At 72.0% G+C, this 16430-nt stretch carries 16 protein-coding genes; 9 read left to right on the plus strand and 7 right to left on the minus strand.

Annotation, left to right across the window (positions count from 1 at the left end; genetic code table 11):
* From ABWI07_RS12590 to ABWI07_RS12610, 5 genes are all read left to right on the plus strand, one after another.
* Positions 1 to 621, plus strand: a complete 621-nt coding sequence (locus ABWI07_RS12590) for a DUF4178 domain-containing protein (RefSeq protein ID WP_149260790.1) — start codon at positions 1 to 3, stop codon at positions 619 to 621.
* A 2-nt stretch (positions 622 to 623) separates the two neighbouring features.
* Positions 624 to 1136: a DUF2617 family protein gene (locus tag ABWI07_RS12595; protein WP_149260789.1), complete on the plus strand. Its 513-nt coding sequence runs from the start codon at positions 624 to 626 to the stop codon at positions 1134 to 1136.
* Positions 1126 to 1578, plus strand: coding sequence for a DUF4247 domain-containing protein (locus ABWI07_RS12600; RefSeq protein ID WP_353818607.1), 453 nt, complete (start codon positions 1126 to 1128; stop codon positions 1576 to 1578). Before ABWI07_RS12595 ends, ABWI07_RS12600 begins: the two co-directional genes overlap by 11 nt.
* A gap of 43 nt (positions 1579 to 1621) precedes the next feature.
* Entirely contained in the window at positions 1622 to 2062 is a 441-nt protein-coding gene (locus tag ABWI07_RS12605; protein WP_149260788.1) for a DUF350 domain-containing protein, read from the plus strand.
* Positions 2063 to 2193: 131 nt separating this feature from the next.
* Complete coding sequence (locus tag ABWI07_RS12610; protein WP_235036967.1) at positions 2194 to 3690, plus strand: polyamine aminopropyltransferase; 1497 nt, start codon at positions 2194 to 2196, stop codon at positions 3688 to 3690.
* A 78-nt stretch (positions 3691 to 3768) separates the two neighbouring features.
* On the opposite strand, the gene ABWI07_RS12615 is transcribed toward ABWI07_RS12610, so the two are convergent.
* Entirely contained in the window at positions 3769 to 4581 is an 813-nt protein-coding gene (locus ABWI07_RS12615; protein WP_353818608.1) for a MerR family transcriptional regulator, read from the minus strand.
* A 95-nt stretch (positions 4582 to 4676) separates the two neighbouring features.
* Between ABWI07_RS12615 and ABWI07_RS12620 the strand changes: the two genes are divergently transcribed.
* The 3 genes from ABWI07_RS12620 to ABWI07_RS12630 all read left to right on the plus strand — a co-directional run bounded on the left by ABWI07_RS12620 (position 4677) and on the right by ABWI07_RS12630 (position 8911).
* Complete coding sequence (locus tag ABWI07_RS12620; protein WP_149260786.1) at positions 4677 to 5819, plus strand: acyl-CoA dehydrogenase family protein; 1143 nt, start codon at positions 4677 to 4679, stop codon at positions 5817 to 5819.
* A 78-nt stretch (positions 5820 to 5897) separates the two neighbouring features.
* Entirely contained in the window at positions 5898 to 6626 is a 729-nt protein-coding gene (locus tag ABWI07_RS12625; RefSeq protein ID WP_149260785.1) for an ABC transporter ATP-binding protein, read from the plus strand.
* The gene (locus ABWI07_RS12630) at positions 6623 to 8911 is read left to right on the plus strand and encodes an ABC transporter permease (RefSeq protein ID WP_353818609.1); all 2289 of its coding nucleotides are present in this window, start codon (positions 6623 to 6625) and stop codon (positions 8909 to 8911) included. Before ABWI07_RS12625 ends, ABWI07_RS12630 begins: the two co-directional genes overlap by 4 nt.
* Before the next feature lie 3 nt (positions 8912 to 8914).
* Here ABWI07_RS12630 and ABWI07_RS12635 read toward each other — a convergent pair whose 3' ends face one another.
* The 6 genes from ABWI07_RS12635 to ABWI07_RS12660 all read right to left on the minus strand — a co-directional run bounded on the left by ABWI07_RS12635 (position 8915) and on the right by ABWI07_RS12660 (position 14249).
* A complete protein-coding gene (locus ABWI07_RS12635; protein WP_353818610.1) occupies positions 8915 to 10090 on the minus strand; it encodes a sensor histidine kinase in 1176 nt (391 codons plus the stop codon).
* Positions 10090 to 10743 (minus strand): response regulator transcription factor, encoded by a 654-nt coding sequence (locus ABWI07_RS12640; RefSeq protein WP_149260783.1) that lies wholly within the window; start codon positions 10741 to 10743, stop codon positions 10090 to 10092. Before ABWI07_RS12640 ends, ABWI07_RS12635 begins: the two co-directional genes overlap by 1 nt.
* Positions 10744 to 10840: 97 nt before the next feature.
* Entirely contained in the window at positions 10841 to 11350 is a 510-nt protein-coding gene (locus ABWI07_RS12645) for a GNAT family N-acetyltransferase (protein WP_353818756.1), read from the minus strand.
* A gap of 98 nt (positions 11351 to 11448) precedes the next feature.
* Positions 11449 to 12543: a ribosome small subunit-dependent GTPase A gene (rsgA, locus tag ABWI07_RS12650; RefSeq protein WP_353818611.1), complete on the minus strand. Its 1095-nt coding sequence runs from the start codon at positions 12541 to 12543 to the stop codon at positions 11449 to 11451.
* 284 nt (positions 12544 to 12827) lie between these two features.
* Positions 12828 to 13832 (minus strand): metallophosphoesterase family protein, encoded by a 1005-nt coding sequence (locus ABWI07_RS12655; protein WP_353818612.1) that lies wholly within the window; start codon positions 13830 to 13832, stop codon positions 12828 to 12830.
* Between the two features lie 45 nt (positions 13833 to 13877).
* Positions 13878 to 14249, minus strand: a complete 372-nt coding sequence (locus ABWI07_RS12660; protein ID WP_149260780.1) for a glyoxalase superfamily protein — start codon at positions 14247 to 14249, stop codon at positions 13878 to 13880.
* Between the two features lie 637 nt (positions 14250 to 14886).
* Between ABWI07_RS12660 and ABWI07_RS12665 the strand changes: the two genes are divergently transcribed.
* Positions 14887 to 16326, plus strand: coding sequence for an Ig-like domain repeat protein (locus tag ABWI07_RS12665; protein WP_353818613.1), 1440 nt, complete (start codon positions 14887 to 14889; stop codon positions 16324 to 16326).
* Positions 16327 to 16430 lie beyond the last annotated feature (104 nt).

The raw sequence follows: 16430 nt of genomic DNA on the forward strand, positions 1-16430 counted from the left end.
GTGGGCAAAGCGGCGATAGTGATCCTGCTGGCACTGATCCTGGTCGCCTTGGTCGTGCTCATCGCCGTCCTGCTGCGGCGCCGTTCGGGCGCCCCGGCGCCGGCGCCCGCCCCGGCCGCACCGCGCGACCCGTTCGCCGCGGAGGACCAGGTGGCCGGCGACCCGCGCGCCCTCAAGGCCGGAGACATGGTGGAGTACCTCGGCACCCGCTACTTCGTCCGCGGCTCGCTGCGGCTGAAGGAGGGCGGCTTCACCTGGAGCGAGCACCTCCTCGACGCCGACACGATCGAGGGCACCAAGGTGTGGGTCTCCGTCGAGGAGGACCCCGACCTCGAGGTCGTCTGGTGGACCGAGCACGACATCGGCGACCTGCGGCCCGGGGAGAAGACCATCGTCGTGGACGGCGTGGAGTACCGCCGCGACGAGCACGGCACCGCCGACTACACCAGCGAGGGCACGACGGGCGTCGGCGTCCAGGGCCGGGTCGAGTACGTCGACTACGAGGGCCCGGGCGGCAGGTACCTGTCGTTCGAGCAGTACGGCGGCGGCCAGTGGGAGGCGGGGCTCGGCGAGCGCGTCCCGGCGGGATCGATGACGATCTACCCGGGCGGCGGTAGCTGACCTTGCGGGCCGTCCTCGACACCCCCTACGCGGACGCCCGCGCCGACGGGCTCTCGTTCGCGCTCGGCCTGCCGCCGCTGGACGCCCTCGCCGTCCTGCCGGTGGAGCGCGCGGGCCTGACCGTGGAGCTGCGCCTGCTCGGCGCGTCCCACCAGGTCATCGCCGGGCCGCTGAGCGAGACGGTGGCGTGCCTGCCCGGCCGCGCCGAGCCGCTGCCGGGACGCGCGGTGACGAGCGTGCCCGGCTGGGCCTACGACTTCGCCGCGACCACCGCGGCGCACAGCGACGGGACGGCGTTCGCCCGTGCCGTCGAGGCGGTGTGCGCGCGGCTCGCGGACCGCGGTGACGCGCTGACCGGGTCGTTCCCCGGTTCCCCGCACGCCGTCACCGCCCTTGCCTTGGAGGACACGGCGGAACAGGAGGCCGGGTTCGGCTGGCGCACCTGGCACGCCTACCCGCAGACCCGGGAGATCGTGATGACGCGGAGCCGGCTGGTGAGACCTCGTGAACGGTAGGAACCAGGTGAACAACAGGTACCGGGTGGCGGGCGCCGTGGTCGCCGCGACCCTGACGGCAACGGCGCTCAGCGGCTGCGGGCAGTCGCAGTCGTCCTGGATCGCCGACAAGTACAGCAGGGACGGAGTGGGCGCCTACCGGTCGCCGAAGCCCCCGCGGACGGTGGCGTCGGAGATCGGCCGCAAGTTCAAGCCCATCGACCGGGTGGACGACATGGCCACCAGGGGCCCCAACGGGGGCATCTTCATGCGCTACCCGAAACTCGTCGTCGGCGTCCTGCCGAACGGGACGGGCAGCCGCATCACGGTCGACAACCCGCGCAGCGGCTACAGCCGCCACTACACCCATGTGGCCGGGCGCTGGAGCAGCCCGGGCAGCAATGGATGGACCAGCAGGGGCGCAGCGTCGTTCCGCGGCGGCGGACCGGGCTCCGGCAAATGAGGCATCGGGCAGACCAGGGCGTCGGGCAGACGAGGAGCGACACATGAACGACGACATCCTTCACGAGATCGGGGCGACCTTCGCCTACGGCGCGGTCGGCATCGCCCTGATGGCGATCGGCTACCTGGTCGTGGAGGTGACGACGCCCGGCAAGCTCGGCAAGCAGATCTGGACCGAGGGCAACCGAGGCGCCGCGCTCCTGCTGGCCGCCAAGCTCTTCGGCACCTCCGTGATCGTCACCACCGCGATCGTGACCAGCGACAGCGACCTGACCGACGGGCTGGTGGACACCGCCGTGTTCGGCGGGATCGGCATCGTGCTGATGGTCGCGGCGTTCTTCCTGCTGGACGTGCTCACGCCCGGCAAGCTCGGCGCCACGCTCGTGGACGCGGGCGGGACGGGCGGCGCGATCCACCCGGCGGGCTGGGTCGTCGCCGCCGCCGACCTCGGGGTCGCCGCGATCGTGGCCGGGGCGGTCTCCTGACGTCCCGGGACCTGGACCAGGCGGCCCTGCCGTCCGGCACGGCCTCCCCGGAGCCGTCCACTCCCGAGGGGGGCGGCCCGGGGAGGTCGCGTGTCACGGCGCGGGCGGCGCGCGCGCTCGTCCTCGCGGCAGTGTTCGCGTGCGCGGCGTGCGGGCTGGTGTACGAGCTGGCCCTGGTGGCGCTCGGCAGCTACCTCGTCGGGAACTCCGTCACGCAGGCGTCCATCGTCCTGTCGGTGATGGTGTTCGCGATGGGCGTCGGCTCGCTGGCCGCCAAGCCGTTGCAGGGCCGCGCCGTCGTGGCGTTCGCCGTCATCGAGGGCGCGCTCGCGCTCATCGGCGGCGTGTCGGTCCTCGCGCTGTACGCGGCGTTCGCGTGGCTCGACCTCTACGTCCCGGCGCTGGTGGTGGTGTCGTTCGCGGTCGGGGCGCTGATCGGCGCGGAGATCCCGCTGCTGATGACGCTGCTCCAGCGGATCCGCAAGCAGGACGCGGGGTCCGCGGTGGCCGACCTGTTCGCCGCCGACTACGTGGGCGCGCTGATCGGCGGCCTGGCGTTCCCGTTCCTGCTGCTGCCCACGTTCGGGCACATCAAGGGCGCGCTGCTCGTCGGCGTCGTGAACGCCGTCGCCGGCATGGCGGTCGTGCTGTGGCTGTTCCGGCGGGAGGTCGGGCGCGTCGCCCGGATCGCGCTCGCCCTCGGCATGGTCGCCGTCCTCGGCGTCCTCGGCGGGACGTACGTGCTCGCGGACGGCTTCGAGGTGTCGGCGCGGCAGGCGCTCTACGACGCCCCGATCGCGGTGGCGAAGCGCACGAAGTACCAGGAGATCGTCATCACCCGGCGGGCCGGGCTCGGCCCCTCGGACCTGCGGCTGTTCCTCAACGGCGACCTCCAGTTCTCCTCGGCCGACGAGTACCGCTACCACGAGTCGCTCGTCCACCCGCTGATGTCGGGGCCGCACGGGCGGGTGCTGATCCTCGGCGGCGGGGACGGCCTGGCGCTGCGCGAGGTGCTGCGCTACAAGGACGTGCGGAGCGCGACCCTGGTCGAACTGGACCCCGAGATGATCCACCTGGCCCGGACGTACGGGCCGCTGGAGTCCCTCAACCGGCACGCGTTCGAGGACCCGCGCGCCGAGACCGTCAACGCCGACGCGTTCTCCTGGCTGCGCCGCCTCGACCGGCGGTTCGACGCGGTCATCGTGGACATGCCCGACCCCGACGACGTGTCCACCGCCAAGCTGTACTCGGTCGAGTTCTACGGGATGGTGAAGCGGGCGCTGGCCCCGGGCGGGCGGATCGTCGTCCAGTCCGGGTCGCCGTACTTCGCGCCCAAGTCGTTCTGGAGCATCCAGAAGTCCATCGCCGCCGCAGGGCTCGCGACCACCCCGTACCACGTGGACGTGCCGAGCTTCGGCGACTGGGGGTACGTCCTCGCGGCCCCCGGGAAGCGGCCGCCCGCGCTGGGCCTGGCGCCCGGCGTCTCGGGCCTGCGCTTCCTCGACGGGCCGGTGCTCCAGGCGGCGGCCGTCTTCCCCAAGGACCGCCGCGCGCGGGACGTGGACGTCAACACCCTCGTCCACCCGCGCCTGGTCGAGTACGAGGGCCAGGAGTGGAAGAACTCCTAGCCGGGCCGGTCAGCTTTCGAGCGGCGGTGGCCGCCGTGACCGTGCTCAGCACCACGATCATGATGCGGGAACGGCCGTTCATCCGGATGTCCTTTCGTGGGTGCTCGGATCCCTGCCGCCGGGGACGGACTGCCGGAGCGCCTTGTCGACGGCCCGCTGGAACGAGGTGACCAGTGACTGGATCATCAGCGGCTTGAGCTTCCCGGCCATCTCCATCAGCCGCTCTCGCTCCTGGGGGGCGCGCCCGCCCGCCCGGTAGGGGCGGACGACGGTGTCCTGGAAGACCTGCTGGAGTTCGGCGGCCAGCGCGGTCGTGTGCCGGTCCACCGCTTGGTAGGAGGCGATCAGCGTGTCCAGGGGAAGCGGCAGCGCGGCCAGTTCGGCGCTGACGCCGAGCAGCGCGGGGCTGACGACCCGCACCTGGCCCGCCGGGTCGTCGGAGATCTGCTCGACGACGCCGAGGGCCTCCAGCCGCTTGATCGTCTCGTCGTCGAGGTGGCGTCCGGCGCGGCGGTCCAGTTCGTGCCGGTCGAGGTCCTCCGGACGCTCCGGCGCCCAGGGGGACAGCAGGGCGCGCTGGAGGGCGAGGTCCTCGGCCGGCGCGTCCAGCGGGATGCGCTTCAGGTGCTTCTCGATCGAGGCGAGCGTGAGCCCGAGCGACTGGAGCTCCCGGACGAGTTCGAGCCGCGCGAGGTGGTCGGCGCCGTAGAGGCCCGTCCGGCCGCGCAGCCTCGGCGGAGGCAGCAGCCCGCGCCCGGCGTAGAACCGCACGGTGCGGACGGTGACCCCGGCGCGTGCGGCCAGCTCGTCGACGGTCAGTTCCATGCCGCCCTCACCGCCGCCTGCCTCCATGCCGCCGCTCCCGGGCCGCCCGCCGCTATGTGACAGCACCAGTGTTACATTAATCGTGTATCAGCGCGCACTTACCTGAGCGCGCACCGGTCGGCGCCACACCTGTCAGCACGTACCAAGTAGGGAGACCGCGGATGGGACGCGACATCTACACCGAGGAGCACGAGGCCTTCCGCGACATGGTGCGCTCCTTCATCGCCAAGGAGATCGCGCCCCACCACGAGCAGTGGGAGAAGGACGGGATCGTCTCGCGCGACGTGTGGCTGGCCGCGGGGCGCGCGGGCCTGCTCGGCATCGACATGCCGGAGGAGTTCGGGGGCGGCGGCGACCCCGACTACCGCTACTACGTGATCTTCAACGAGGAGCTGGCGAAGGCCGGCGTGCACGGGCCCGGCTTCGCCGTCCACAACGACATCAACGGCGGGTACCTGCGGCAGCTGTGCACCCCCGAGCAGCAGCGGCGCTGGTTCCCCGGCTACTGCTCCGGGGAGATCGTCACCGCGATCGCGATGACCGAGCCCGCCGCCGGGTCCGACCTCCAGGGCATCAAGACCACCGCGGTGAAGGACGGCGACCACTACGTCCTGAACGGCTCGAAGACGTTCATCTCCAACGGCATCCTCGCGGACCTGGTCATCGTCGTCGCCAAGACCGACCCGTCCGCCGGGGCCAAGGGCGTCAGCCTCCTCGCCGTCGAGCGCGGCATGGAGGGCTTCGAGCGCGGCCGCAACCTCGACAAGGTCGGCATGCACGCCCAGGACACCGCCGAGCTGTTCTTCGACAACGTCCGCGTCCCCAAGGAGAACCTCCTCGGCGAGGAGGGCATGGGCTTCATCTACCTCATGCAGAACCTCGCCCGCGAGCGGCTGTCCATCGGCGCCACCGCGCAGGCCGCCGCCGAGACCGCCTTCGAGCAGACGCTGGAGTACTGCAAGACCCGCGAGGCGTTCGGCCGCCCGATCGGCAAGTTCCAGCACAACCGGTTCACGCTCGCCGAGATGAAGACGGAGCTGACCGTCTCGCGCTCCTTCACCGACGAGTGCATCGTCAAGGAGAGCAGGGGGGAGCTGACCCCCGACGAGGCCGCGATGCTCAAGTGGTGGAACACCGAGCTGCTCAAGCGGGTCGTGGACCGCTGCGTCCAGCTCCACGGCGGCTACGGCTACATGACCGAGTACCCGATCGCCAAGGCCTACCAGGACGTCCGCATCCAGACCATCTTCGGCGGCACCACCGAGATCATGAAGGAGATCATCGGCCGCGGCCTCGGCGTCTAGCCCGCGCCCCGCGCGCCCATCGCCCGGGCCGCCGCCGCGCTCACCGCGCCGAAACCTCCCGGCTGCCACGTTGGGCGCGTGAACACACGCGAGGAAACGGTCGTACGGCTCGGTTCCGTACGCAGGACATTCGGCGACGTCGCCGCGCTGGACGGGGTGAGCCTCGACATCCGGCGCGGCGAGTCCGTCGCGGTGATGGGGCCGTCCGGCAGCGGGAAGTCGACGCTGCTCAACATGGTCGCGGGACTGGACCGCCCGACGGCGGGCTCGGTGGCGGTGGACGGCGACGACCTCACCGGGATGGGCGAGGCGGCTTTGGCCCGCTTCCGCCGCCGCCGGATCGGGATGGTCTTCCAGTTCTTCAACCTGCTGGACGACCTGCCCGCGCTGGAGAACGTCGCGCTGGCCGCCCGGCTGGCCGGCGTCCCGGCGCGCAAGGCGCGGGCCCGGGCGCTGGAACTGCTGGACGAACTCGGCGTCGCCGACCGCCGCGACGCCTACCCGGCGGTGCTCAGCGGCGGCGAGCGGCAGCGCGTCGGGGTGGCGCGGGCGCTGGTGAACCGGCCGGCGCTGCTGCTGGCGGACGAGCCGACCGGCGCCCTCGACAGCGCGACCGGCGAGCAGGTCGCCGGGCTGCTGCTCGACCTCAACCGGAAGGGCCAGACGCTGCTGCTGGTCACCCACGACCAGGGCCTGGCCGACCGGTGCGCGTCCCGCCTGGTCGAGTTCAGGGACGGCCGGATCGTCCGGGAGTCGGCAACGGGCGGCGGCGCGCGGGAGACGGCCGAGACGCGGTCCGTCCGATGAGCGCGGTGTGGGCGGCGTCGCGGGCCGGGGTGCGGCGGCGCAGGGTCCAGTCGGCCAGCATCGCCGTCGTCGTGGCGCTGTCCACGGCGACGCTCGTGTTCGGGCTCGGCCTGCTGGCCGCGTCGCGGTCCCTCTTCGACGACGCCTTCGCGCAGGCGCGCGGCGCGCACGCGACGGCCTCCTTCGACGCCGCGCGGGTGAGCGCCGACCGGCTCGCCGCCACCGCCCGCGCGCCCGGCGTCACCGCCGCCGCGGGCCCGTTCCGCACGGCCGTCCTGCCCCGGGACAAGGGCCCCATGGGACCCGGCGGCGACGGCCTCCTGGTGGTCGGACGGGACGACCCCGGCGGCCCCGTCGACAGGCTCACCCTCACCCAGGGCCGGTGGGTCCGCGGACCGGGCGAGGTCGTGCTCCGCGTCAAGCCCGGCGGCCCCTTCAGGCTGGGCGGCAAGCTGACGCCCCCGGGCCTGCCCGAGCTCACGATCGTCGGGTTCGCCGACTCCGTGACGGACGGCTTCATGGGCTGGGTGACCACTGCCCAGGTCGCAGCCTTCCGGCCGGACGGGCTCCAGATGCTCTACCGGTTCGACCGCGCGAAGGGCGCGTCCGAGGTCCGGCAGAGCCTGACGGCCGCGACCGCCGGACTGCCGATGCGCGGCTACGACTCCTACGTCACCGCCGAGCGCTCCTTCGAGAAGAGGTTCAACCAGCTGATCCCGTTCGTCACGGTCTTCGGCGTGCTCGCCATGGCCGTGTCGGTGTTCATCGTCGCGAACGTGGTCAGCGGCGCGGTGGTCTCCGGGTTCCGGCACATCGGCGTCATGAAGGCGCTCGGCTTCACCCCGGCGCAGGTGACCGCCGTCTACGTCGTCATGGTCGCCGTCCCGGCGCTGCTCGGCTGCGCGGTCGGCCTGCTCGCGGGCCACCTGCTCGCCCTGCGGATCGCGGCGAGCGTGGCGGCGGGCTTCGAACTGCCGTCGGCCGGGGGAGCGGCGCCCGTGCTCGACCTCGCCGGCGGCGCCGGGGTCCTCGCCCTGGTGGTGCTGGCCGCCGTCCTCCCGGCGCTGCGGGCCGGACGGCTCCCGGCGGTGCAGGCGATCAGCGCCGGGACCGTGTCGCGCCGGGGCCGCGGGCGGCGCCTCCAGCGGTGGCTGCTGCGCACCCGGCTGCCCGTCCCGGCCGGGCTGGGCCTCGGGCTGCCCGCCGCCCGCCCCGCCAGGACGGCGCTCACCCTCGCGGGGCTGTGCCTCGGCGTGACCGCGGTGACCATGGGGTTCGGGCTCCAGCAGACGGTCATGAAGATCACGACGGCGGACACCGAGGGGCACACCTCCGTCGTCGCGGGCGTCGCCCCGAGAGCCTCCGGCGGCATGACCGACGACAAGCTGGAGGCGCTGCTGCGAGCCCAGCCGGGGACCGCCCACATCATGTCGTTCGCGCCCGCGAACGTGCGGATCCTCGGGGTGCCGTCGAGCCTGTCGGCCGAGGCCTACAGCGGCGACTACCGCCCCTTCCTCGGCGACAGCCTCGTCCGCGGACGCTGGTTCTCGGGCCCCGGCGAGGTCGTGCCGAGCGAGGCGTTCATGCGCCTCCACGACCTGGACGTGGGCGACACCCTCACGCTCCAGACGGCGGGCGAGCCGGTCAAGGTGCGGATCGTGGGCGCGTTCGCCCATCCCGACACCGACCGCCTGATGCTCGACACCGCCAGCCTGCCCGCCGCGGCGACCAAGGACCAGCCCAGCCCCTTCTCGGTGATCCTCACCAAGGGGACCGACCCGTCCGACTACGTCCGCCGGCTCACCGCCGCCGCCCCGCCCGGCGGGCTGTTCGCCGAGCCCGTGCGGCCCGACCTCGGCGAGGGCGCGGTCTTCGGCGGGCTGTTCCTGCTGTTCTCACTGATCATCTGCGCGGCGGCGGGGCTCGGCGTCCTCAACAGTGTGCTGCTGAGCGCCCGGGAGCGCGGCCGGGACCTCGGCGTGCTCAAGGCGGTCGGGACGACCCCGCGGCAGGTCGTCGCCATGATGGTGACGTCGATGGCGGCCCTCGGGATCGTCGGCGGCGCGCTCGGGGCGCCGCTCGGGGTGCTCGTCCACCATGGCGTCGTGGTGCTCACCGGCGACATGCTCGGCAGCGGGATGGCGTCGTCCTGGATCCACGTGTACTCGTGGACCGTGCTGGTGCCGCCGGCCTGCGCCGGGCTGGCCGCGGCCGTCCTCGGCGCCTGGCCGCCCGCCCTCCGGGCCGCCGCCACCCGCACCGCCGCCGTGCTGCGCAGCGAGTGAGGGTCACGTGAGGGCCACGGTGACCGACAGCCCGCCGTCCGGGTTCGCCGTGGCCCTCACGTCGCCGCCGTGGGCGCGGGCGATGGCGGCGACGATCGACAGCCCGAGCCCCGCGCCCTCCGCCGACCCGGTCCGGTCGGCGTGCAGCCTCCGGAACGGCTCGAACAGCTCGTCCACCTTCTCGGGCGGGACGATCGGTCCGGTGTTGCGGACGACCAGCGCCTCCTCCGACAACTCCACGCGGACGTCCCCGCCGGGCCGGTTGTGCCGGATCGCGTTCTGCACCAGGTTCGCGGCCATCCTTGTGAGCAGCACCTCGTCCCCGGCGACGGTCACCGGACGCGTCTCGGCGGCGACGGCGATCCCGTCGCGTTCGGCGGCGGCGGCGTTGTCCTCCACGACCTGCCGGACGACCGCTTCGAGGTCCACCGGCGCGCGGGCGTCGAGCCCCCGTTCCCCCTGCGCGAGGACGAGCAGCCCCTCGATCAGCCGCTCGGACCGCAGGGTGTTGCGCAGCATCTCGGCCCGGACCTCGGCGAGCCGCTCCGGCGAGGGGTCCGCGAGCCCGACCTCCACGGCGGTCCGCTGGATGGCCAGGGGAGTGCGCAGCTCGTGGGACGCGTTGGCGACGAAGCGGCGCTGGCTGTCGACCGCCTTCTCCAACCGGTCGATCATGGCGTCGAAGGTGTCGGCCAGCTCCTTCAGCTCGTTCTGCGGCCCGTCCAGCGCGATGCGCTCGTGCAGGGTGGACAGCGACAGCCGGCGCGCGGTCGCCGTGATGCTGTGCAGCGGACGCAGCAGCCGCCCGGTCAGCCACCAGCACACCGCGAACGCCAGCACCGTGATCACCACGATCGCGACCAGGATGACGAGCCGCTGCGACCCGACCAGGCTGTCCTGGAACTGCTCCGGCCCGACGACCTTCTTCGGGCCCTGCCCCGCGCCGGGCTCCACGAACTCGAACCGCGGCGTCGGCGCGACCGGCGCCGCCGGCGGGCACGGCATGTCCTCGGGAACCCCGTCGCATGCGACGGGGTTCGGGTGCGCGGGGACGTCCTGCACGCGGTCGTTGACGATCCTCTTCTGCATCCACAGGACGGCGCTGAGCACGCCCAGCGTGATCACGGCGAACAGGCCGCCGTACAGCAGCGTCATCCGGGCCCGCACCGTCGCGGGCATCACAGCCGGTACCCGCTTCCCGGAACGGTGACGATGACGGGCGGGTCGCCGAGCTTGGCCCGCAGCTTGCTCACGGTCACCTTGACCACGGTGGTGAACGGGTCGGTGTTCTCGTCCCACGCCCGTTCGAGCAGCTCCTCGGCGCTGACCACGCCGCCCCGCGCCTGCATCAGCACCTCCAGCACGGCGTACTCCTTGGGGGACAGCGCCAGGCGGCGGCCGTCCCGGGCCGCCTCGCGCCGCGCCGCGTCCAGCGTGAGCCCGCTCCGCACCAGCACCGGGGGCAGCGGCGGGACGTTCCGCCGCGCCAGCGCGCGGATCCGCGCCACCAGCTCGTCGAACGCGAACGGCTTGGCCAGGTAGTCGTCGGCGCCGAGGTTCAGCCCGTCCACCCGCTCGTGCACCGCACCCGACGCGGTCAGCATCAGGATGCGCACCCCCGCCTCGCGCTGCGCCAGCTCCCGGCAGACGTCGTCGCCGTGCACCAGCGGGAGGTCGCGGTCCAGCACGAGGACGTCGTACTCGTTGACCGCGAGCCGCTCCAGCGCCCCCGCCCCGTCGTAGGCGACGTCCACCGCCATCGCCCGCTTCCGCAGCCCCTCAGCCACCAGATCGGCCAGGAAGCGCTCGTCCTCGGCCACGAGTATCCGCATCCCACCATTCCCCCAGAACCGCGATAAGGCGATGGTTAACACCCCCAGGAAATGGGCTGTGGTGCCCCGAGGGAGGCTCAGGGCACCACAGGTGTCATCAGACGCCGAACGCGGCGGGGTACTGGATGGTGCCGGTGGGGACCGGGCGGGTCTCGTCCAGCGCCATCGCCATCATGGCCTCGTCCGGGACCTCGAAGGGCGGGCGGATCCCGAAGCGGGAGGCGGGGACGAAGCCGAACCGCGGGTAGTAGTCGGCGTGGCCGAGGACCAGGACGAGGTTCTCGCCCATGGCCCGGGCGGCGTCCAGGACGGCGCGGATGGCGGCCGAGCCGGCGCCGGTCCGCTGGAACGACGGCAGCACGGCGCACGGCGCCAGGGCGAGCGCCGACTCGCCGTCGACGTGGCAGCGAGTGATCAGTGCGTACCCGACCGGGGTGCCGTCGGGGGTCGTGCTGACCACGGACAGGCCGTCGATCCACGCCTCCGCGTCGGCGCGCAGGGCGTCGACGATGCCGGCCTCTTCGGCGGTGGGGAAGGCGGCCAGGACGATGTCGCGGATGGCGGGCACGTCTTCGGCGGTCTCGGGGCGGGTGTTCCAGGTGGACATGGCGGTCCTGTTCTCGTCGGTGGAAGCGTCGTCGTGAAGGTGAAGGAGGTCGGCGCGTACCGGGGCGCCGGGGCCGTGTGCGGGCGTGTCGGTGGGGCTCACTGCTGGCGCTCCCTGAAGCGGTAGGTGGCGCGCAGGTGCGCCGTGATGTTCTTCTTGACGGCCTCGCGGTCGGCCCGCAGCCGCGCGTCGGTGCGGGAGGCGGCGTAGGCGTTCTCCCGCAGCAGCCGGTGAAAGCTCTCCAGGCGGCGCTCCGGCAACGTGCCGGCCTCGACGGCGGCCAGGACGGCGCAGCCCGGCTCGCTCTCGTGGGCGCAGTCGCTGAACCGGCAGTCCAGCGCCAGTTCCTGGATGTCGGCGAACGTCTGCTCCAGCCCGCTCTGGGCATCGTGCAGGCCGATCGAGCGCAGCCCCGGAGTATCCAGCAGGACGCCGCCGCCGGGCAGCGGCAGCAGCTCCCTCCAGGCGGTGGTGTGCCGGCCCTTGCCGTCCCCGGCGCGCACGGCGCCGGTGGCCAGCAGGGTCTCGCCCAGCAGGGCGTTGCCCAGCGTGGACTTGCCCGCCCCCGACGGGCCGAGCAGCACGACCGTGCCGGTCAGGACGGCAGTGAGGACGTCCAGGCCCTCCCCGGTCACGGCGCTGGTGACCAGCACGTCTACGCCGGGCGCCACCTCTGACACCTCGGCTTGGGTCGAGGCCGCGTCGGCGCGCTCGTCGGCCTTGGTGAGCACGATGACGGGCTGCGCCCCGCTCTCCCAGGCCAGCGCGAGCATGCGCTCGGTGCGGTCGTGGTTGAGCGGGGCGGCCAAGGACACGGTCACCACGACCGTGTCGACGTTGGCGGCCAGGACCTGTCCGTGCGAGGTCCGCGAGGCGGTGGACCGCACCAGGGCGGTACGGCGCTCCAGAACCTCGTGCAGCACCGCCGCATGGTCGTCGGTCGGCGGACGCAGCGCCGCCCAGTCACCGGTGCAGGGTGCCGCGAGCGGATCGCTCTGCTGGGCGGCAGGGATCTCCGCACGGACGGCCCCCGTATCGGTGACCGTCTCGCACAGGCCGCGTTCGGCCCGCACGATCCGCGCCGGGATCAGCCCGGCGGCGTGATGGGGTGCGAAGGCGTGCTCGTAGGCATCGTCCCAGCCGTAGCGCGCCAGAGGGCGTGGCCGGGTGGAGAAGGAAGAATGTTGAGACAACGTGAAGACCCTTGAACAAGGGCCCCGATCAGCACGGAGTGCAGCCTCCCGGAAGCCGGCACGGCTTCGAGGGGATCTTGAACGTCAGGTCAGACCAGGGCCCGGGACGTGAGGATGGTCCAGCGGGCGCTGCACATGGCAGCGGCCTTCGCGGCGCTCATCAACTCACCTCCCGTTTCCGTAGCCGACCGGTTGTCTCTGCAAGCGTGACGCTACCACACGGCCGGGCGTGTCGATCTTCGTTTCCCCGGCCGGACGAGACCCGCGCGTTGAGAAGCGACGCTTCAGCCGGGCGGAGCGGGCGCGAGGACTCCCAGGGCGGCCGCCACGTCCAGCGTCCTGCGCGGGGTCGCGCAACGCTTGGCCAGTGCGGTCTGGTCGAGCCGTCCGCTGTGGGCCTGGAACAGCACCGGCGCGGCCGGATGCCGACGCATCTCGTCCGCGGCCAACTCCCTGGAGACCCGATGCGCGGCATCGACCAGAACGGGGACCAGCGCCCGCAGCCCCGCCGCCCACTCCTCCACCGCCCGGAGCCATTCCTGCGACGCAGTATCGGACGTGCCGGAGAACCGCGCGACCTTCTCGTCCAGCTCCGCCCAGGTGAAGTCGCGCCACGGCCTGGTCTTCAGGACGGGCAACTGCCATGCGCGCTTGGCGATCGACCAGTGGTCGGCGCGCGCCGCCACCGAGTGGACCGTGAAGCCCGGGACGCACAGCGCGGTCAGGTTCCAGCCGTGGCAGGCGCCGGTGTCGAGCCCGAAGACCCTCCCGTCGCGGACCAGCGGCTCCCGGCCGGTGACGTGGTGACCGAACACGACCGGCTTGGCGTCGGTGTAGCGGTCGTGCCAGTGTCCGTCCGGGAACAGCGCGGCGAGTTCCCGTTCGCCGCTGGTCGTACCGCAGAGGATCTCGTCCTTCTGATGAACCAGTGGGATACCGGGGACGAGCGCCGCATGCACGACCCGCACGTCCTCGCTCTCGAAGAAGTACGGAAGCGTCCGCATCCACTCGACCGTCTCGGCGTACTCGTCGCCCAGCTGCAGGCGGGTGATCTCCTGCGCATAGGAGAAGACGCCGCGCACGTGCTTGCGCTCGTGGTTGCCCATGACCACGACCGAGTTCGGACGCTCGCGGAAGAACCGGACGACCTTCCCGGGAGCCGGCCCCCGGTCGACCAGATCGCCCACGCTGACGAGGAGGTCGTCCGGGCGCAGGCCGACCTTCTCCAGCAGTTCGAGAAGCTCGTCGAAGCAGCCGTGAACGTCGCCGACGATGACCGTGCGTCCCACCCGGCGGAGCCTAGGCAGGCGCACATTTCACGCGCAAAGCAATATCTAGCCTTGTGGCACGATCTCCTGGACGGCCCAGCCGTTGCCGTCCGGGTCCTGGAAGTAGACGAACCGGCCCCAGGGGAACTCCTGCACCTTGCTCACCTCGACACCCCGCCCGGCAAGCTCCGCATGGGCGGCGTCGGCGTCCTTGACGACCAGTTGCAGCCCCTGCACCGAGCCCGGCGCCGTCTCGACGATCCCCTTGCCGATGGCGATCGAACACGCCGACCCCGGCGGCGTCAGCTGAACGAACCGGATCTCATCGCTGACCCGGTGGTCGTGGTCCAGGTTGAACCCGGCCTTCTCGGTATAGAACGCCTTGGCGCGGTCGACGTCCGAGACGGGCACCGCGACCAGCTCAAGCTTGAAGTCCATACCGCCTTCCTACCGCGCCCCTCAGACATTCACCCGTGTAGAGCCGGCATGCCGAGCCCCGCGTCCACCCACCAAACCCGGCCCTCGTGCCCAGCGAAGCGGCTTCGCTACCGCTGCCACGCCCACGGCAAGCAGCAACCCGCCGACGGCGACCGGCCACACCCATGGCTGCTCGACCTCGACTACACACCACCAGAGATCGTCTATCGCGGGGTGTCAGCCCATCCGACGATCAGAGCCCAGAGAAGGTTCATCCGGTCGCTCTCGCCCATGACGGCGTCTCCATGCAGAAAATGTGCAGGGCGGGGATAACGCCGATCCCCTGATATCGATGCGGCTGGATCTGATCAGAAAATGTGCTTTTACTAAATCACAACTCTGAGGTCAGGAAGGCAGTTTGGGGATCAAGGGTTGTGGACACTCTTGGTAGTGAGATGAATCTCCTCGGTGATCTGTCGCAGGCGAGCGGCGGTTGAATGTCGCCGCCCCGCGGGCGCCGTCCTCATTTGAAAGGGGCCCCATGCCCGCCAAAAGTACCCCCATGCGTCTTCCGCTCTCGGGGCGTCTGCCCCTCACTAGCACTGCGCCCGCCCGAGCCCTCCGGCCCGCCCTGTTCGCCGACGCCCCCATTGCGGCGATGGCATATGTCGCCATCCACAGCGACGGCACGGTGGTGGTGATCGACACCGTCACCAACGTGGTGGCCGCCACCATCGGCGTCGGCGTCTACCCGTACGGTGTGGCGGTCTCGCCGGACGGCGGCGGCGTCTGCGTCACCAACGCCGGGGACGACACGGTCTCGGTGATCGACACCGCGACGAATACCGTGACGACCACCATCCCCGTCGGCGTCTACCCGTACCGTGTGGCGGTCACGCCGGACGGCGGCAGTGCCTATGTCACCAACGGCCACCAGGCGACGGTGTCAGTGATCGACACTGCCGCCGATGCCGTGACCACGACCATCCCCGTCGGCACCTCGCCGCGCGGGGTCGCGGTCACTCCGGACGGCGGCAACGTCTACGTCACCAACGCCGGGGACGACACGGTCTCGGTGATCGATGCCGCGACGAACACCGTGTCCGCCACCGTCCCCGTCGGTGGCAACCCGTTCGGTGTGGCGGTCACGCCGGACGGCGGCAGCGTCTACGTCGCCAACCTGGATCCCGGCACGGTGTCGGTGATCGATGCCGCGACGAACACCGTGACCACCACCATCCCCGTCGGGAACTACGCGTTGGATGTGGCGGTCACGCCGGACGGCGGCAGCGTCTACGTCGTCAACGCCGGGGATGACACGGTGTCGGTGATCGACACTGCCGCCGATGCCGTGACCACGGCCATCCCCGTCGGCACCTCGCCGCGCGGGGTCGCGGTCTCGCCGGACGGCGGCAGCGTCTACGTCACCAACGCCGGGTATGACACGGTGTCGGTGATCGACACTGCCACCAACACCGTGACGCTCACCATCCCCGCTGGCGGCCACGGTCCAGGGGGCATCGCGATCGGCGCGGGGCCCACGTCGGCGGTCGCGGTCACTGCCGAGCCCAATCCGGCCCAGGTCGAGCGTCCCGTCACCCTGAAGGCCACGGTCACCTGCCCCGAGGGCACTGCGACCGGCACGGTCGAGTTCCGCGACGGTGCCGCCGTTGTGGGCTCGGCCCACCTGATCCAGGGCGCCGCCACCCTCCTCCGTAGCTTCGAGGCCGGCCCGCACACCATCACCGCCCTCTACAGCGGCGACGACAACTGCCCGGCCGCCGAGTCCCCTCCGATCACCCTCACCGTCAACAAGGGCGCCTCGACCACCGTGGCCTCGGCACAGCCCCGAGTGACACCGCCGAACCGACGCGTGGCCCTCCTCGCCCGCGTCCTGTGCGACGGAATCCTCCCCACCGGCACCATCGAGTTCCGCGACGACACCACGACCTTGGGAACCATCCCTCTGACCGCAGGCTTCGCCTCCCTGGTCACCACCTTCACCACCACCGGCACCCACACCGTCACCGCCCTCTACAGCGGCGACCAGCACTGCGAGCCCTCCACCTCGCCCCCCGTCACCGTCACCGTCCGCTGACCCCATCAGCAACGGACCGACGACAACGAGGTGGCGGGTGGGAATCAAGAACGACGGACACTCTCAGTAGTGAATCGAACCCTTAGGGGATATGTCGCAGGTGG

The sequence above is a fragment of the Actinomadura sp. NPDC000600 genome (genome assembly GCF_040492135.1).
Classification (GTDB): Bacteria; Actinomycetota; Actinomycetes; order Streptosporangiales; family Streptosporangiaceae; genus Spirillospora.